This is a genomic window from Listeria sp. PSOL-1 (assembly GCF_902806445.1).
In the GTDB taxonomy this organism is placed as follows: Bacteria; Bacillota; Bacilli; order Lactobacillales; family Listeriaceae; genus Listeria.
The window spans coordinates 1,515,313-1,532,259 of record NZ_LR760298.1 but is presented as its reverse complement, the minus strand read 5'-3'; the positions used below and the strand labels follow the sequence as shown (position 1 = coordinate 1,532,259).

General features: G+C 36.3%; 18 protein-coding genes. 10 read left to right on the top strand and 8 right to left on the bottom strand.

What is annotated here, in order from left to right; all coding sequences use genetic code 11:
- Positions 1-45 precede the first annotated feature (45 nt).
- Positions 46-483 (top strand): universal stress protein, encoded by a 438-nt coding sequence (locus G6Q10_RS07480; RefSeq protein ID WP_163654713.1) that lies wholly within the window; start codon positions 46-48, stop codon positions 481-483.
- Between the two features lie 92 nt (positions 484-575).
- Here G6Q10_RS07480 and G6Q10_RS07475 read toward each other — a convergent pair whose 3' ends face one another.
- Together G6Q10_RS07475 and G6Q10_RS07470 are read right to left on the bottom strand one after the other, a co-directional pair.
- Complete coding sequence (locus G6Q10_RS07475) at positions 576-1,208, bottom strand: SDR family oxidoreductase (RefSeq protein WP_163654711.1); 633 nt, start codon at positions 1,206-1,208, stop codon at positions 576-578.
- A 70-nt stretch (positions 1,209-1,278) separates the two neighbouring features.
- The gene (locus G6Q10_RS07470) at positions 1,279-2,274 is read right to left on the bottom strand and encodes an NAD(P)/FAD-dependent oxidoreductase (RefSeq protein ID WP_163654709.1); all 996 of its coding nucleotides are present in this window, start codon (positions 2,272-2,274) and stop codon (positions 1,279-1,281) included.
- A 279-nt stretch (positions 2,275-2,553) separates the two neighbouring features.
- On the opposite strand from G6Q10_RS07470, the gene G6Q10_RS07465 reads away from it, so the two are divergent.
- The 7 genes from G6Q10_RS07465 (at position 2,554) to G6Q10_RS07435 (ending at position 10,024) form a co-directional block, all read left to right on the top strand.
- On the top strand, positions 2,554-3,765 hold the full coding sequence (locus tag G6Q10_RS07465; protein WP_163654707.1) for an NAD(P)/FAD-dependent oxidoreductase: 1,212 nt from the start codon (positions 2,554-2,556) through the stop codon (positions 3,763-3,765).
- Positions 3,766-3,945: 180 nt separating this feature from the next.
- Positions 3,946-4,650: a GntR family transcriptional regulator gene (locus G6Q10_RS07460; RefSeq protein ID WP_163654705.1), complete on the top strand. Its 705-nt coding sequence runs from the start codon at positions 3,946-3,948 to the stop codon at positions 4,648-4,650.
- 59 nt (positions 4,651-4,709) lie between these two features.
- Entirely contained in the window at positions 4,710-5,816 is a 1,107-nt protein-coding gene (locus G6Q10_RS07455) for an amidohydrolase/deacetylase family metallohydrolase (protein ID WP_163654703.1), read from the top strand.
- Complete coding sequence (locus G6Q10_RS07450; RefSeq protein WP_163654701.1) at positions 5,806-6,915, top strand: DgaE family pyridoxal phosphate-dependent ammonia lyase; 1,110 nt, start codon at positions 5,806-5,808, stop codon at positions 6,913-6,915. The genes G6Q10_RS07455 and G6Q10_RS07450 overlap by 11 nt, the downstream gene beginning before the upstream one ends.
- Complete coding sequence (locus tag G6Q10_RS07445; RefSeq protein ID WP_163654699.1) at positions 6,912-7,652, top strand: 2-dehydro-3-deoxy-phosphogluconate aldolase; 741 nt, start codon at positions 6,912-6,914, stop codon at positions 7,650-7,652. Before G6Q10_RS07450 ends, G6Q10_RS07445 begins: the two co-directional genes overlap by 4 nt.
- 13 nt (positions 7,653-7,665) lie before the next feature.
- Positions 7,666-8,673, top strand: a complete 1,008-nt coding sequence (locus tag G6Q10_RS07440) for a sugar kinase (RefSeq protein WP_163654697.1) — start codon at positions 7,666-7,668, stop codon at positions 8,671-8,673.
- 16 nt (positions 8,674-8,689) lie between these two features.
- Complete coding sequence (locus tag G6Q10_RS07435) at positions 8,690-10,024, top strand: GntT/GntP/DsdX family permease (RefSeq protein WP_163654695.1); 1,335 nt, start codon at positions 8,690-8,692, stop codon at positions 10,022-10,024.
- Positions 10,025-10,096: 72 nt separating this feature from the next.
- Here G6Q10_RS07435 and G6Q10_RS07430 read toward each other — a convergent pair whose 3' ends face one another.
- Positions 10,097-10,579 (bottom strand): divergent PAP2 family protein, encoded by a 483-nt coding sequence (locus G6Q10_RS07430; protein WP_163654693.1) that lies wholly within the window; start codon positions 10,577-10,579, stop codon positions 10,097-10,099.
- A gap of 110 nt (positions 10,580-10,689) precedes the next feature.
- On the opposite strand from G6Q10_RS07430, the gene menI reads away from it, so the two are divergent.
- Positions 10,690-11,058, top strand: coding sequence for a 1,4-dihydroxy-2-naphthoyl-CoA hydrolase MenI (gene menI, locus G6Q10_RS07425; protein WP_163654691.1), 369 nt, complete (start codon positions 10,690-10,692; stop codon positions 11,056-11,058).
- 106 nt (positions 11,059-11,164) lie between these two features.
- Positions 11,165-13,678: a YfhO family protein gene (locus tag G6Q10_RS07420; RefSeq protein ID WP_163654689.1), complete on the top strand. Its 2,514-nt coding sequence runs from the start codon at positions 11,165-11,167 to the stop codon at positions 13,676-13,678.
- A gap of 114 nt (positions 13,679-13,792) precedes the next feature.
- Here the strand turns inward: G6Q10_RS07420 and mnhG are convergent, their stop codons facing one another.
- The 5 genes from mnhG to G6Q10_RS07395 are packed head-to-tail and all read right to left on the bottom strand — an operon-like array spanning position 13,793 to position 16,946.
- Positions 13,793-14,368 (bottom strand): monovalent cation/H(+) antiporter subunit G, encoded by a 576-nt coding sequence (mnhG, locus tag G6Q10_RS07415; protein WP_163654687.1) that lies wholly within the window; start codon positions 14,366-14,368, stop codon positions 13,793-13,795.
- A complete protein-coding gene (locus G6Q10_RS07410) occupies positions 14,352-14,639 on the bottom strand; it encodes a Na(+)/H(+) antiporter subunit F1 (RefSeq protein ID WP_163654685.1) in 288 nt (95 codons plus the stop codon). Before G6Q10_RS07410 ends, mnhG begins: the two co-directional genes overlap by 17 nt.
- Positions 14,636-15,115 carry a Na+/H+ antiporter subunit E gene (locus tag G6Q10_RS07405; RefSeq protein WP_163654683.1) on the bottom strand — a complete coding sequence of 160 codons (480 nt, stop codon included), beginning with the start codon at positions 15,113-15,115 and terminating at the stop codon, positions 14,636-14,638. Before G6Q10_RS07405 ends, G6Q10_RS07410 begins: the two co-directional genes overlap by 4 nt.
- Positions 15,116-15,121: 6 nt before the next feature.
- Positions 15,122-16,606 (bottom strand): Na+/H+ antiporter subunit D, encoded by a 1,485-nt coding sequence (locus tag G6Q10_RS07400; protein WP_163655819.1) that lies wholly within the window; start codon positions 16,604-16,606, stop codon positions 15,122-15,124.
- The gene (locus tag G6Q10_RS07395) at positions 16,599-16,946 is read right to left on the bottom strand and encodes a Na(+)/H(+) antiporter subunit C (RefSeq protein ID WP_163654681.1); all 348 of its coding nucleotides are present in this window, start codon (positions 16,944-16,946) and stop codon (positions 16,599-16,601) included. The genes G6Q10_RS07400 and G6Q10_RS07395 overlap by 8 nt, the downstream gene beginning before the upstream one ends.
- Position 16,947: the final 1 nt, after the last annotated feature.

Below are 16,947 nucleotides of genomic sequence, written 5' to 3'. Positions count from 1 at the left end.
AACAGGTATAAGAAAAAGAAGCTATTCTTTAATGGGGGGAAGAAAATGACTAAAAAATATCAACGTATTCTAATTGCGCTAGACGGCTCAGAAGAATCAGAGCTTGCTTTTCGTCGTGGCGTAGAGCTTGCACTTGAACTAAATGCTCACGTAGGGCTAGCAACGGTAATTGATACACGCTCGTTTCCTGCATATTCACCTGATGGAGGTATGTGGGAAAATCAACTTTCAAGTGATATGGAAAAGAGTATCGCTAAACACGTCGAACGTGCAAAAGAATCAGGTATAACCACGATTGACCATTTTATTGAAAAAGGGAATCCTAAAAAGCTTTTATCTGATGATTTACCTAACCTTTATAAAGCAGATTTGATCATTTGTGGAGCTACTGGTTTAAATCGAATTGAAGAAGCTGTACTTGGTAGCGTATCTGGCTACATCATTCAACATGCTTTGTGTGATGTTTTAATTGTACGTGATTAAAAGGCCATTTTATCGCAGTATCTGTGCGCTTATTCGTATAAAAGAAAGAGGAAAAAATTCAATGAAGATGAATTTTTTCCTCTTTTTATACGTTAATTAAAATCAAAAGTATCCACATCTCTTGAACCGCTTGCAATTTCATAAATTTTATTTTGCGCTTCCTGATGGGTTAATGCCTCTACGGTAAAAGCTGCAACATCTGAGCGTGGGATCGTGGTTAAAGAAGTGTCTGAAACCAAGTCAACCCGGCCAGTTGCTGCCTCATTTGTTAAACTAACAGGTCGGATAATCGTGTAAGGCAGTTTGCTTGCCATTAAGTGATCGTCTGCTTTCCCTTTAGCTATCAAATAAGTTGCCAGTGATTCAGGGCCTTTATCTGGTTCTCCTGCATGAATGGAGCTAATCATGATAAAGCGTTTAATTCCTCTTTGTTCGGCAATATTTGTTGCTTTAATCGCGGCGTCTTGATCGACAGCGATCGTTTTTTCAGGGCCTGTATTTCCTCCAGAACCAGCAGTGAAAATAACAGCGTCAACTGCATCATATGCGTAGCTGAAGTCTTGCTCTAGATCAGCAATAATTGGCTTTGCACCTAATTTTTCTAATGCTTCTGCCTGATGAGGATCACGAATCATTGCTCGAACAAAAAAACCTTTATCTAGCGCGAGCATTTTAACAATTTGCCGGCCTATTTGCCCATTAGAACCAATGACAAGTACATTCATGGCAATGACCTCCTTAAATCATAGATATAATAAATAATTTCCCGTTCGCTTAACAAGTCAAACTTTGGGTTTATTCAAAAAGAGAAGTAGAATGGGTTGGCTGTAAGCGCGCTTTTGGATCCATGTAATTGATTGCATTATTGACGGCAGTTGGTGCTTCACCAAAGCCCGTAGCGATTAATTTTACTTTGCCGTCATATGTACAAACATCGCCAGCACTGTAAATGCCAGCAATGGATGTTTCCATTTTAGAATTGACGACAATCGAATTACGCTGAAGGTCTAAATTCCATGTTTTAATCGGTCCAAGTGAAGAAACAAAACCATAATTGACAATAAAATCATCAATCTCTAGCTCAATTTGTTGCTCACCTTTCACTTCTTGTAACTCGATCGAAGTAATTTTTCCAGAAGTACCGGTTATTTTTGTTGGAAGAAATGGTGTCATAATGCTAACAGATGAGTTTGCTAACTTTTCTACACTATGTTCATGAGCGCGGAAATCTTTACGACGATGAACAATCGTTACTGAATGAGCTACTTGTTCAAGCATAAGTGCCCAGTCAACCGCTGAATCACCGCCCCCACAAACAACTACGCGATGATCCTTGAAAAGACTTAAGTCATCAATGAAATAGTGTAAATTGCTATTTTCATATTGAACGGCATGAGAGAGTTCCAGCTTACGAGGTTCAAAAGCTCCGTTTCCGGCAGTAATAATGATTGTTTTACTATAATGAACATCTTGTGTGGTTGTAATTTCAAATGTACTGTCTGCTTGCTTAATAACAGATAAAACCGTCTCTCCCAAGCAAACTTCTGGGTGAAAAGGCTGCATTTGCTCAGTAAGGTTGTTGATTAAGGCTTGGGCGCGAATCGCTGGAAAGCCTGGGATATCATATATATATTTTTCAGGATAAAGTGTTGAAAGCTGTCCGCCTAATTGAGGTAAACTTTCGATAATTTTAACATTTACTTTTCGCATCCCTGCATAAAAGGCCGCAAAAAGACCAACCGGACCGCCTCCTATGATTGTTATATCATAAATTTTGGCTTGTTCATCCAAAATGATTACCTCCTAGTATTCGATTAGTAAACCATATTTTATCATAAAAAAATAAAAAAACATGTTTTGGTGATTTTGAAAACATGTTAGTTTTTGAACAAAAAGGGTAAAAGAAAACAAACATTTTGAGATTACATCCTTGAAAATAGTTCATAAACATACTATCATATTAGTTATAAGTTATTTTGTAGGTTAAAGCGCAATCTACATAATTTGTAATAAGTTTATTGCAATTTAAGTACGCGAGAAAAATACAAAGGGAAAGTAGATGTGATAACATTGAGTAAAACTAAAATTGTCATCCTTGGCGCAGGATATGGCGGTCTTAAAACATTAAAAAAATTACAACATGAAAACTTGGACGCAGAATTAGTTCTTGTAAATAAAAATGACTATCACCATGAAACAACATGGTTACACGAAGCAGCAGCTGGGACACTTGATCCTGAAAAATTAATATATCCAATTGAAAAAGTTGTAGATAGCAAAAAATCCACTTTCATTCAAGATACTGTAGTCAAAATTAATCGTGATGAAAAAACAGTAACCTTGCAAAATGAAGGTGAAATTTCTTATGATTATTTACTTATTGCACTTGGATCAGAAGCTGAGACATTTGGCATTCCTGGTTTGAAGGAATATGCTCTAACCATTACAAGCATTGATTCTGTTAAAAAGATCCGGGCGCGCATTGAAGAGCAATTTGCCAAATGGAAAACCGAACAAAAAGATGAGCTATTAACAATTATTGTGGGGGGCGCTGGTTTTACTGGAATCGAATTTCTTGGAGAACTAACGAACCGCATGCCAGAACTTGTAAAAACGTATGACATTCCTCGTGAAAAAGTTCGCATCATTTGTATGGAAGCTGCACCAAAAGTGTTACCACAATTTGATGCCAAATTGGTGGATTATGGTGTTAGTGTTTTAGAAGATCGTGGCGTTGAATTTTTCGTTGGCAAGCCTGTTAAAGAAGCGACAGCAGATGGTGTCAAATTTGCTGACAACGAAACAGAAACGAAAGAAATTAAAGCTGGAACGATTATTTGGGCCGCTGGTGTTCGCGGTAATAGTGTTATTGAAGAGTCAGGTTTTGAAGCAGGACGTGGACGTGTGAAAGTAAATAATAATTTAACAGTTCCTGGCAATGAAGAAATTTTAATAATAGGTGACTGCTCACTGATCATTAATCCTGAAAATGAACGACCTTATCCACCAACTGCTCAAATCGCTATGCAGCAAGCGGATGTTGCTACTGTTAATTTAGCAAAACTTGCTAAAGGTGAAACAGACCTAATCAATTTCGAATATCATGAAAAAGGAACAGTATGTTCACTTGGCGATAATGATGCGATCGGTGTTGTCTTTGGTAAAAATTTAAAAGGTTACCCAGCCTCAGTCATGAAAAAAGTAATTGATGACCGCGCATTACTACAAATTGGCGGACTTAACATCATGGCCAAAAAAGGTAAATTTAAGTTCTACAAATAAATGTAAAACCTATCGCTTTAGACTGTAAACAAAGGAAATATAAAATCTTTGTTTGCAGTTTTTTTATGATAGGTGGAAAATCTAGTTTTAAATATTGCGGAATAAGTCATTTATTGTCATTTCAGCATGAATATTTTATGATGAGCTTACTAGAAAATGAAAAGAACGGGAGTCAGGTAGATGAAAAAAAATGTGATCCTATATCAAGAAATCGCTAAAGAAATAAAAAAGAAAATTCTTTCTGGTGTTTATGTGATAGGAGAATATATTCCAAGTGAAACAGAACTTGAGAAAATGTTTGAAGTTAGTAAGGTAACTATCAGACAAGCCGTTGCTCTTTTGGTTTCTGAAGGTTATCTTCGGAAACAACGTGGTAAAGGGACGATGGTTGTTAGCAATCAACTTTTTAATAAACTTTCTAAAGCCAAATCTTTTTCAACAATTATGAAGGAATCCGGTTATACGATAACAAAGGAAATCTTAGAGATCAAGCTGGTTCAGCCAGCAGAAAATGCCCTTATAAGCCAATTTTTTGACGAACCAATTATGATGATCAAAAGAATGTATCTCTTAAATCGCAAACCCTATATCCTTTATGAACATTATCTTCGCGGTGTTCATCAAGTCGTTGATAAGAACCTTAACTTAGATAATATTTCACTTTATCAGTTATTAAAAGAAAATCAGCAAGTCGTCGTTTCTTTCGATGATACCTTTGAAGTAGCAGAACTTAAGGAAAGTGAAAAAAATTTGCTACAAGCAGAAACAAATCATTGTTTGAAACGAATTCGCAAATCGTACAATAGTCAATCAGAGCTCATTGAGTTTTCAATTGGATTATATAATACACAGGATTTCCCATATAAAATCGAATATGAAATTTAAAAAAGTAGTTGTACTCATAAACATTATAATGTTATAATGTTTATGAAGGAGGAGATAGATTGTTAGATTTACTTATTAAAAATGGTTTGACAGTGGACAATCAATGCTTATCCATTGGAGTAAAAAATGGCAAGATCGAAATGGTTTCTCCTACGATTAATAAAGAAGCAAAGCAAGTTGTAGAGTTAGCTAGGAATCATTATATTTCAGCTGGCTGGATAGATGACCATGTGCACTGTGATGACGATATGCCCATTTATTACGATCAGCCAGATGAAATCGGTATCAAAAAAGGTGTAACAACGATCATTGATGCAGGATCTACTGGCGCAGACACGATTTCTACTTTTTATGAACAAATAAGAAAGGCCAAGACCAATGTTTATGCTATGATTAATATTTCTAAAATCGGGATTATTCGCCAAGATGAGTTATCCGATTTGCATAACGTCCAAAAAGACTTATTAAAGAAACAAGTGGCTGCCTTGCCGCAATTTGTTATTGGCTTAAAAGTACGCTTAAGTAAAACGGTTGTAGGGGAAAACGATTATCACCCGCTTTTATTAGCTAAAGAACTGCAAACTGAACTAAACGACATGCCACTCATGATTCATATCGGTTCAAATCCGCCAGAATTAAGCGATGTTTTGTCACGACTTGATGAGCGGGATATCTTGACACACTGTTTTAATGGGAAAGAAAATGGTATTGTAGATAAGCAGACAAATAAAATTAAAGCGGTTGCAATGGATGCTTATAAGCGAGGTGTTCGCTTTGATATCGGCCATGGAACAGATAGTTTTAACTTTCATACAGCTTTTTGTGCAAAGGAAGCAAAAATAACCCCTTATTCCCTAAGCACAGATATTTACCATCGTAATCGAGAAAAAGGGCCAGTGTACGATTTAGCCACAACAATGGAAAAATTACGGCTAGTCGGCTATCCACTTACCGAAATTATCAAGATGGTAACCGAGCATCCAGCAGATAATTTTAAACTAGCAAAAAAAGGCCAATTAAGAGTTGGATATGATGCTGATATCACTATTTTTGATGTGAAAAATGGCAATAAAGAGTTGGTTGATTCAAATGGCAATAAAGAGAACACATCTGAGCTAATTGTACCAATTAAAACGATTGTTGGAGGTGTTTTATATGACATCTAATATTTATGAAAAGTATAAGTTAAAAGAAGTGATTAACGCATCAGGAAAAATGACGATTCTAGGCGTCTCAAAAACACCTGATGAAATTACCAATTTGCAAAAATTTGCTGGGCAAAATTTTTTTGAGATTGCCGATTTGGTAGAAAAAACAGGCATTTATATCGCAAACTTATTAAATGTAGAAGATGCTTGTGTTGTTTCAAGCGCTTCAGCAGGCATCGCACAGTCTATCTCAGCTTTAATTGGAAAAGGTGATCCATATCATCTGTATCATCCTTATGCAAAAGAGATACAAAAGCGTGAAATTGTTATTCCTAAAGGTCACAATGTCGATTATGGCACAGCAGTGGAAGTAATGGTCCAAGTCGGTGGCGGTGAAATAAGAGAAGCTGGTTACGCTAATATGTGCCAAAAAGAGCACGTCGAAATGATGATGACCGAAAATACAGCCGCACTTCTTTACATCAAAAGTCATCATACTGTTCAAAAAAGCATGTTAACAGTAGAAGAAATGGTTGAAGTCAGCAAACAATATCAAGTCCCACTTATTGTGGACGCAGCAGCAGAAGAAGACTTAACTAAGTATACAAAAGCAGGGGCAGATCTTGTTATTTATAGCGGTGCTAAAGCCATAGATGGTCCGACTTCTGGACTTGTCATTGGTAAAAAAGAGCCGATTAGTTGGGTGCAAATGCAATCTAAAGGAATCGGGAGAGCAATGAAAATCGGCAAAGAAAATATTGTTGCCTTTACCGGAGCTGTCGAACGTTATTTGAAGGAGCCAGGCGAAACAGGAATAGAAATGAAACAACGCCTAAAACCTTTTATAGAAGCGTTAAATAGTATTACTGGATTATCCGTTAAAGAAGTTCAAGATGCTGCTGGGAGAGAGATTTACCGCGCTTCTGTAAAAGTAATCGATCGTTCAGCAAAAGAAGTCATCAGTGAGCTAAAAAGTCATAACCCAGCGATCTATACACGCGAATACCAAGCTAATAACGGCATTATTGAGTTTGACATTCGCGCTGTAAATGAAGAAGAAATGCAAGCAATTATAGCAAGGCTAAAAGAAATTATGGAAAGTGGGAAAAAAGAATGAATAAAACACCAAAATATTTAAATGACCGCATTTGTTTAAATGTGCTAGCCAATTCTGTAGAAAATGCGAAAGAATGTTTTGAAGCAGCAGAAGGACATGTGATTTTAGGTGTGCTTTCAATCAACTATAAAAATGACGAAGCGGCTATTTCTGATATGAAAAAGTACATCGCTGCAACGGACAATGCTTTATCAGTAGGTCTTGGCGCAGGAAACCCAAATCAAAGCGCCATGGTAGCACGAATTTCTAGTGAATTAGGGCCGCAACATGTCAATCAAGTATTTACAGGTGTCGGTGCGAGTAGAGCACTTTTAGGACAAAATGAAACCGTAATCAATGGTCTTGTTTCTCCAACCGGAAAAGTGGGCTATGTCAATATTGCAACCGGTCCTTTAAGCAGTAAAATGGACGCAGCAGAAGTGCCAATTGAAACCGCTATTGCTTTATTAAAAGATATGGGTGGTAGTTCTATTAAATATTTCCCAATGAAAGGCCTTGCTCATGAAGCAGAATATCGCGCTGTAGCCAAAGCTTGTGCAGAAAATGATTTTTACTTAGAACCAACAGGAGGTATTGATTTAGAGAATTTTGAAGAAATTGTCCAAATCGCTTTAGATGCCGGCGTAAAAAAAATCATTCCACATGTTTATAGCTCAATCATTGATAAAGAAAGTGGCGATACAAAGCCAGAAGATGTCAAATCGCTTTACCAAATTATGAAGAAATTAACAGATTAAGGAGTTTACTGAAATGAAAATGTTGTCTTATGGTGAAGTAAATTTACGCTTTACCCCACCTGAATATCAGTTATTAGAACAAACTAACCAGCTTACATATCAAATTACTGGTACAGGTGTTAACCTACTCGCAAATCTTAAAAATTTTGGACTGGAAACAACGCTTCTTACCACTTTACCCAATAATTCTATTGGTAAAGTGGCTAGAGCAACCTTGCGTAAATATGGAATTAATGATCAATTTATTCGATTGAATGGCAATCATATGGGCAGTTATTTTGTTGAGATGGGTTATGGTTTAAGACCCACTGTTGTTACGTATCAAAATCGTCTCGCCAGTGCCTTTTGCCAAGCGAATCCAGCAAGTTACCCAATTGAAGAAGCTGTAGCAACCAGTGATTTTGTTCATATTTGCGGCATTTCATTACTTTTAACTGAGCAAACTCGTGAAACCGCTTTAAAAATTGCAGCAACAGCCAAAAAATATAACAAAAAATTGTATTTTGACTTCAATTATCGACCAAGTCTAAATACGCAGCACACGAAAGAATTTATCAAAGAACAATATGAAAAGATCCTTTATAGCGCAGATACTGTTTTTGGTGGCATACGCGATTTGACAGAATTACTTGATATTAAAGCACCAGAACTAGCGAGCGAACTGGAACAATTAAAAGCTGTTACAGAAATTTTTAAAGAAGAGTATCATATCGATACTTTTGTAGGGACAATGCGCTCATTTGAAGAAGGAAAACATTATCTAGCTGGATTTATGGCAAGAGGTGAGTTTCAGGTAAGTAGCAGACAGTCTGTTGCAATATTAGATAGAATTGGTGCTGGCGATGCTTATGCTGCAGGAATTATTTTTGGGCAAACAGAAAATTGGGGCGAAGAAAAAACATTAGAATTCGCTGTCCATAATGCGGTTCTTGCACATGCTATTCCAGGGGATGTACCACATACCACTGTATCAGAAGTAGAGGCCCTTATGAGTAATAAACAACAAAGTTTAATTCGTTAAAAAGGAGAGGGAAAACATGCAAGATATTTACCTATTTTCAATTACGATCATTTCTATTCTAATCGTCATCTTAGGGGTTTCTTGGTGGAAATGGCATGCGTACCTTAGTTTATCTGTAGCAACCATTTTTTTAGCAGTTTTTGCCGGTATGCCTTGGCAAAAAATACCTGCAGCATTTGAAACCGGTGTTGGTGGAGTGTTAGGCCATTTAGTAGGTATTCTAGCACTCGGAACTATTTTAGGAAAAATGATGTCGACTTCTGGCGCCGGCATGCAAATTGCTAATTTCTTTGTTAAAAGGTTAGGTGCAAAGAGACTGCCATGGGCGATGTTTTTTTCAGGGCTAATTATTGGAATTCCAGTTTTTTTTGAAGTTGGATTAGTGATCTTACTTCCAATTGTTCTGTCCATTCAAAAAACAGTGAAGAAAAATATTTTGTTGCTGGGCTTGCCTGTTTTAGCGGGCTTATCCATTGCGCATGGAATTATTCCACCACATCCAGGAGCAATGACAGCGATTGGAATTTATCATGCCAATGTCAGCGAGGTCCTTCTTTATTCACTGTGTTTTGCATTACCCGCAGGAATAATCGCTGGACCACTTTTTGCACGATTTATTAGCAAACGTGTGACACCAGAGCATGCACCAAAGTTAATGCGTCCAGATACGATGAAAGACAATGAAAAATTACCGTCTGTTGGCGTATCTTTCTTCATTGTATTCTTGCCAATTATTTTAATGTTGCTAACGATGATTGCAGCTTTATTTAAACTTCCAGCAGGGCTTACTAACGTTATTGATTTTATTGGCAGTCCACTCGTTGCGCTTCTTATTTCTGTATTTGTTGCTTATTATTTATTAGGATTTAGACTTGGACAAAATGCAGAGATCATTCGTGGTTTAACAGATGAAAGTATGAAACCGCTTGCGGCAATTATTTTAATTATTGGTGCAGGGGGTGCTTTTAAACAAATCTTAATTGATACAGGTGTTGCGACAGCTATTGCTAATCTTGCTGGTCAAATGAATTTATCCCCAATTGTCATGAGCTTCTTGGTAGCTGGCCTTATTCGAGTAGCAACAGGTTCAGCAACAGTTGCCTTAACGACAGCGGCAGGAATCGTGTCTCCAATTGTCGAGCAGATGACAGGAGTTAATACAGCGTTGCTAGTCATTGCAACGGGTGCAGGATCACTAATGCTTTCTCACGTTAATGATGCAGGTTTTTGGTTAGTAAAAGAATATTTAGGATTAACAGTAAAAGAAACATTTAAAACATGGACTGTTCTTGAAACGTTACTATCATTTAGCGTCTTTATTATGGTGCTTATCATTGATATCTTTGTCTAATACGATGTAAAAAAGATAAGCGTTTGAGCCTACACCGATTTATTTCGGACTTAGCCCAAGCGCTTATCTTTTTTAAAAAGTTCCTAGTAAATAATCCAGCAAAAAGCCAATCGCAATACCAGTTAATGCGCCAAAAAATACTTCCATTGGTTTATGCCCTAACAATTCTTTTAAATGCTTCGTTTTTTCTTCTTGTTTAGGACTGGTCAATCCTTTTGCATGTTTTGCTAATTCTTGAAACTCCAGTACAAGTCGATTTAAAACAATGGCATGTTCTCCAGCTTGTCGCCTTACCCCAGTAGCATCAAACATCACAATCACCCCAAAAACAGTAGCAATAGCGAAATAAGGAGAAGCTAATCCATATTGAATTGCCGTTGTTGTCATTAAGGCTGTGACAGCAGCTGAGTGTGAACTAGGCATTCCACCAGTGGAAAAAATTAACCCTAAGTCTATTTTACGTGAAACAATAAGGTATATTGGAACTTTAACTACTTGTGCAAAAACAATGGCAACAAGTGAAGCAATCAATGGTACGTTATTAAAAATAGTCATGATAAAATCTCCCTGGTATAGTGTTTTATTTATTATTTTACCACAAACGAATAAGTGCAAACAAAAAGTACTTATGATAAGCTTTAAAAGAAGAGGAGGTAGAGATTATTATGGGAATTCAAGAAACGCTTGGTATTGAAATTATTGAAGTGAAAAAAGGCTATGCAGCTCTAAAACTTGAAATAACTGAAAAAGTGTTACAACCTTTTGGCTATTTGCATGGCGGAGTTTCTGTCCTTTTAGCTGAGCATGCAGCAAGCCTAGGTGCATCTCATTCGATTGCTACTGATGAAATTGCTTTTGGGCTAGAAATTAATGCGAATCACTTGGCAAGTAAGCAATCAGGAGAAATTGTTGCAGTTGCAAATTGTGTGCATGACGGAAAAACAACTCAAGTTTGGCAAATTGATTTGATCGATGAAGGTGGCCGAAAGATTTGTGTAAGCCGGGCAACACTCGCAGTAAAGAAAAAACATTAAACTAGTGGTAGTAAGAGATAAAATAAGTTAATATGATAAAAGAAGATAAAAAAGTTTGGCACATGATTTACATAACCACTTTTATAAAGTTTGGTGGAGGGAAACTATGAATAAAATTATCTTGTATGGAGGAAGTTTCTTTGTTCCTCTCTTTTTACTTTGTATCACGTTTGCTTCTTTGGGAGTTACGCCATTTGGTGACAATAATTTGCTAATTAGCGATATTGGGACACAGTATTTACAATTTATGTATTCTTTTCGCTCCTTTTTTAGCGATGGGATGAGCTTATATTCGTTTTCAAATGGGATTGGTGATTCAATTGCAACAATGTGGAGTTATTACTTAATGAGTCCCTTCAATTTTATTAGTTTTTTATTTCCAAAAGAAAATTTACCAACCGCTCTGATCTGGATCATAATGGTTAAAATTTCTTTGATGGGCCTTTCCATGTGTTATTATTTAAAAAAACATAATCAAAAGATTCGCTTTTCGATGCTTCTATTTTCAACAGCCTATAGCTTTTGTGGTTTTGTTGTGGCGTATAGTTTCAATTATATGTGGCTTGATGCGCTTATTTTATTTCCACTTGTTGTTTTAGGACTTGAGCGGTTGGCAGAAGAAAAGAGTGGGATTTTATATGGAGTGACGCTATTCTTGACGATTGTAACAAACTTTTATTTAGGCTATATGGTTTGTTTATTTTCGCTAGTATATCGTGCATATTTAGACTGGTTGAAATATCCTAAATTAAAAGATTGGAAAGTGAAAGCTCTATTCCATAGATGGAAAAAATTTCTCTTTTATTTGATTTTCACAGGGATTCTAACAGCTTTTGTTTTATTACCTGCTCTTTTTGGAATGCTGAAAACTGCGAAAACAAGCTTTTCATTATCAACGCTAAGTTTTTATCCTAAGTTTCTCTTTTCAATCTTTTCACAGTGGGATGTTGGGACGATTAGGTTTTCAAATCGGCTTGCACATTTACCAGTCATTTATTCTGGTGTTCTTGTCGTTCTTTTTTTAATCCTTTTCTTTTTTGTGAAAAACATCCCGACACGAGAGAAAAAAGGGGCGTTATTCCTTCTGTTCGTTTGCCTTTTGAGCCTAATGATTGAGTTATTTAATACATTTTGGCACATGCTCCAAGCGCCAGCAGGATTCCCGTATCGAAATAGCTTCATCTTAAGTTTTCTCGTTATTAGTTTTGGTTATCGCGGTTTTTCCGCATGGCAAAATGAACAAAACCTTACTTGGCGTAACAAGCAGCTTTTCAAGGCCACTGGTCTTTTACTTGGACTCCTTTTACTTGGTTCGCTTAGTGCTAGGGTTGAAAGTTATATTTTTAAAAATAGCGATATTTTTGATGGCTCTAAACTAAAATACTTGGGGATCACGCTTATTTATTTGTGCATTTATAGTATTTTTCTTTTCATTTGGGCGAACAAAAAGAGTCGGCTTAGTCTGTTTTTTATTGCCTTTCTCTTTTTTACCGAACTTGGCTTGAATTTTCGAGTAGGCATGGATAATATTTCGTATAGTAATGAGCAAACTTTTGAAAATTCTTATAAAAAAATGAATCATTTAGTGGCTGAGCTAAAAGACAATAGCAAACTTGTGCGAATAAATGAACGGATTCCGGGAGATGATTTAGGCTATAAAGTCCCTTATTATAATTACAATGATGGTTATATGTTTGATTTCCCCGGTGCTTCGGCTTATACATCGACTTTGAATAAAGACATTTTAAATACATTGTCAAATCTTGGGGCCTATTCTAAAAATGAAAGACGCTTCTCAGTTGTTGAATCGAATCCAGCTTTAAATCTACTTCTTAATATTAAATATGACATTTATTCTGAAAAAACAAGTGAAAAAAATCCAGAAGCAATTGGTGCAGGGTTGTTTGTAAGAGATCAACGAGTGAAGCTTCAAGACGACGCTATCATAATGAATTTGGAAAATGTATTGCAAGATATTTCGGCAAGTCGCAAACCATATTTTAAACCCGCGCAATCCGTTATGAAACAAGGCGCTTCTAAAATCACAGTACAAACTACTACGACAGGCAATCTGCTAATGTATTGGCCACATATGAATTGGAGCGGTATAACGGATATATTAGTCAACGGCAAGCTACACAAACCCAATCGCGAAATTGAAACCAATCAATTGTTTAACTTAGGCTATTTTCATAAAGGTGAAACAGTTACCTTGGAAATAAAAGGCTTAAAAGAAAAGAAAGTGACCAATGAAATATTCTACAGCTTAGATCAAGCACAATTTGGTTCTCTAATCAAAGAAGCCAAAAAAACCTCCATTCAACTTGAAAAAACAAAAGATAGCCACTTAATTGGAAAAATCAAGCCCGTTTCTAACAAGCGCACCATATTTTTATCGATTCCTTACGATAATGCTTGGAATGTCAAAGTTGATGGAAAAGAGACAGCCATTAAAAAAATTTATGGTGATTTTATCGCCGTAGAAATTCCAGCAAATGCGCGAAATATTTCGCTCACTTATCATTCTTTTGCTGTGATTTATGGAATTTTAATTTCTATTGGAACAATAATGGTTGGATTAGTTATTCGTTTATTGGTCAGGAGAAAAGTAAATGGCTAAGTAAGATGAAAGTATAAATCGAGTGAGAAGCGTTTGTATGGAAGAAATTTATCAGACTTCTTCCATACAAACGCTCTCGCTCGATTTATTTTGTTTATGATGTTCCTAGACTCTTTATTTTTTCTCGTCATCCTTTTCTTCTTTTTCAATGATTTCATGCTCTGAATCATCAGCTTGCTCCTCAATGGTTTGCTCTTGGGTATCGCGGTCTACATCTTCCTTATTTTCGTGTTCGTCAATGTTTTCTGCACGAAGTTCCCAATCGAGCCGGTCTTCCAATTCTTCTTTTTCTTGACGGGCTTTTTCAATTTGTTCTTGGCGAATAATTAAATTTTTCCGCTTCTTAATATCCTCTTTTTTCACAGAGCGTAGTTGGTCACGAATTCGAATAGCAAGTGGGACCCCTGTATCGTAAGCAGCACGATTAATAAGATGAGATGCGACGGGAGTTGTTAAATAGATAAAGAAAATCGCTAATAGTACGCGCGCATTAAAACCTTCACCAGAATGAAAAAAGTAACCAACCGTAGCAAGTAAAAGCAGACTAACTCCAAATGTATTGCTAATCCCAGCAGCATGTGTACGCGTGTAGACGTCTGGCAAGCGAATCACACCGATTGCTCCAAGAATACTTAATAAGCCACCAATGACAATCATGACAGAAATAATAATTTCAATTATCACGTTCACGATCAATCACCTTACCTTTCTCAACAAATTTTGCAAAAGAAACGGTCCCAATAAAAGCAAGTAAGGCAATGAGTAAAATAACATCTAGATAAGCATCCGTGTCATAAAGGATCGACAGAAGCGCCACAATGGCAACCAAATTCATCCCAGTCGAATCTAATGCAATAACTTTATCAGAAGTTGTTGGTCCTTTTAAAATACGATAAAGATAAAGGAAAGTTGAAATCGCATAAAGAAGTAAACCAATGGATAAAGCAACTTTTAATATCATCCGTGAAACACCTCCATGATTGCACCTTCATAAGATTTTCGGATGGTTGTAATTTCTTCTTCAATGTTTGGTACATGAAGGGAATGGACATAAATCGATTTATAATCATCCGAAATGGTGATCGAAAGCGTCCCTGGCGTCAAGGTGATCATTAACGCAAGCATTGTTACTTCCCAGTCCGTTTCAAGCATCGTATCATATCTAAAAATTCCAGGGCGAATATTCATATCTTTTTTTAAAATAATTCGACTGACACGAACGGTTGAAATAATAAGATCATGTAAGAAATTGTAAAGCAACTTAACAAGAGCAAGCAATCTGAAAATGTAAAAGGTTGTCCCTAAAAAGCGGCGCATGAAAAACAACAACACAACGCCAATTAGGAAACCAGAAACAAATGTTCCAAATGTAAATGATGATTCAAGAAACATCCATAAACAAGCTAGAATTACATTGATAATTAATTGAAAAGCCATGAATCATCACTCCTTTAATACAGCATGAATATAAACACTAGGATCAATTAATGGATCTACAGCTTGCGCAATGTAAGGATAAAGCATTTGCGTAAACAGCCCATAACAAACAGATAATGTAAGTAAAATGGTAACAGGGAACATCATTTTATGGTAAGGGACATTAGTATTGAAATTCCCCTTTTTTTCTCCCCAAAATCCAGCTGTGAACACTTTGATGAGTGACATTAGGACAAAGAGACTGGAAAGTAAGACGATGATTCCACCTATAAATACACCAGCTGAGAATGCTCCCTCAACAATAAGCAATTTACCAAAAAAACCACTGAGCGGCGGAATTCCAGAAAGGGCAAGAATTGCAATAAAGAAAGTCCAACCAAGTGAAGGATAAACAGTCATTAAACCACTGAATTTCTTTGTGCTAGATGAACCAGTAATTGCCATAATCACACCAATTAAGAGAAATAAAATTCCTTTCACAAGCATATCATGAATGAGGTAATAAATAGCGCCCATCAGTGATTCACGAGATAAAACAGAAACACTAAATAAAATGACACCAATGGCAATTAAGATATTATAAATCACGATCGTTTTTAAATCATGGTAACTAATGGCACCAATCACACCAAAAATAATGGTAATAATTGCTAAAACCCCAAGTAGGAGCATGGCAAAAGTAGTTTCTTTAGCAAAAAACAAGGTATACGTACGAATAATGGCATAAACGCCAACTTTTGTAAGTAAGCCGCCAAATAAAGCTAAAACAGATATTGGTGGAGCAAAGTAAGAACCAGGAAGCCAAAAATAGAGTGGAAATAAACCAGCTTTAAGCCCAAAGACGAATAAAAACAAAACAGCAACGACACTAATCATTCCAGTATTTACACCATGTAAGGCATTAATTTTAGCAGAAATATCTGCCATATTTAACGTACCAATCATTGAATAAAGTAAAGCAATCGCAACGATGAAAAAAGCTGAACCGATAATATTAATTAATAAATATTTAACAGTTGCTTTAAGTTGAATTTTTGTTCCACCGAGAACTAAAAGGAGATAGGAAGCCACTAACATAACTTCAAAGAAAACAAATAAATTAAAGATATCTCCTGTTAAAAATGAACCATTCACACCAACAATCATAAATAAGACTGCTGGATAATAAAGGAATTTTTCACGTGGTTTTCCAATCGAATAGAAAGAATAGACCAATACACAGCTAACAAGAATGCTTGTTGTTGTAACAAGAAGTGCAGCTAACATGTCGCCAACAATAGTGATACCAAAAGGGGCTTTCCAATTCCCAATTGTAACCGCCATAATCCCATGTGTTTTCACCAGATAAACTAAAGCGAGTGAAACAAATACAAGAAGCAGGCTGAAAATCAGTGCTACTGTACGTTGAATAAAAATTCGTCTTGGCAGTAAAAGTAACACAATCGCACCTAAAAAGGGGACTAAAATGGGCATTAAGGTTAAATTATTCATCATCTGCTTCATGTCCTCTCGTCTTAGATATACTTTCACTGTCTAATTCTTGATAAGCACGATAAGCAAGAACCAGGAAAAAAGCTGTTACGCCAAAACTGATAACAATCGCTGTTAAAATAAGCGCTTGCGGAAGGGGGTCATTATAGCCAGTTACACCTTTTAATCCCAAGATTGGCACGTTTCCACGTTTTAAACCACCTACTGTTAGAACTAATAAATTCACGCCATGACTTAAAATCGCCGTTCCAATAATAATTCTAAGCAAGCTTTTGGAAAGAATTAAATAAACAGAAGCAGCAAACATAAGACCGATGAGAACAGACATTAATAATTCCATT

Excerpts from the sequence above, each read along its gene's own strand:
- G6Q10_RS07420 (WP_163654689.1), top strand. The coding sequence starts at position 11,165 with ATGAATAAAATTATCTTGTATGGAGGAAGTTTCTTTGTTCCTCTCTTT.
- G6Q10_RS07395 (WP_163654681.1), bottom strand. The coding sequence starts at position 16,946 with ATGGAATTATTAATGTCTGTTCTCATCGGTCTTATGTTTGCTGCTTCT.
- G6Q10_RS07430 (WP_163654693.1), bottom strand. The coding sequence starts at position 10,579 with ATGACTATTTTTAATAACGTACCATTGATTGCTTCACTTGTTGCCATT.
- G6Q10_RS07440 (WP_163654697.1), top strand. The coding sequence starts at position 7,666 with ATGAAAATGTTGTCTTATGGTGAAGTAAATTTACGCTTTACCCCACCT.
- G6Q10_RS07445 (WP_163654699.1), top strand. The coding sequence starts at position 6,912 with ATGAATAAAACACCAAAATATTTAAATGACCGCATTTGTTTAAATGTG.
- G6Q10_RS07400 (WP_163655819.1), bottom strand. The coding sequence starts at position 16,606 with ATGAATAATTTAACCTTAATGCCCATTTTAGTCCCCTTTTTAGGTGCG.
- G6Q10_RS07405 (WP_163654683.1), bottom strand. The coding sequence starts at position 15,115 with ATGGCTTTTCAATTAATTATCAATGTAATTCTAGCTTGTTTATGGATG.
- G6Q10_RS07480 (WP_163654713.1), top strand. The coding sequence starts at position 46 with ATGACTAAAAAATATCAACGTATTCTAATTGCGCTAGACGGCTCAGAA.
- G6Q10_RS07410 (WP_163654685.1), bottom strand. The coding sequence starts at position 14,639 with ATGATATTAAAAGTTGCTTTATCCATTGGTTTACTTCTTTATGCGATT.
- G6Q10_RS07475 (WP_163654711.1), bottom strand. The coding sequence starts at position 1,208 with ATGAATGTACTTGTCATTGGTTCTAATGGGCAAATAGGCCGGCAAATT.
- G6Q10_RS07460 (WP_163654705.1), top strand. The coding sequence starts at position 3,946 with ATGAAAAAAAATGTGATCCTATATCAAGAAATCGCTAAAGAAATAAAA.
- menI (WP_163654691.1), top strand. The coding sequence starts at position 10,690 with ATGGGAATTCAAGAAACGCTTGGTATTGAAATTATTGAAGTGAAAAAA.
- G6Q10_RS07450 (WP_163654701.1), top strand. The coding sequence starts at position 5,806 with ATGACATCTAATATTTATGAAAAGTATAAGTTAAAAGAAGTGATTAAC.
- G6Q10_RS07435 (WP_163654695.1), top strand. The coding sequence starts at position 8,690 with ATGCAAGATATTTACCTATTTTCAATTACGATCATTTCTATTCTAATC.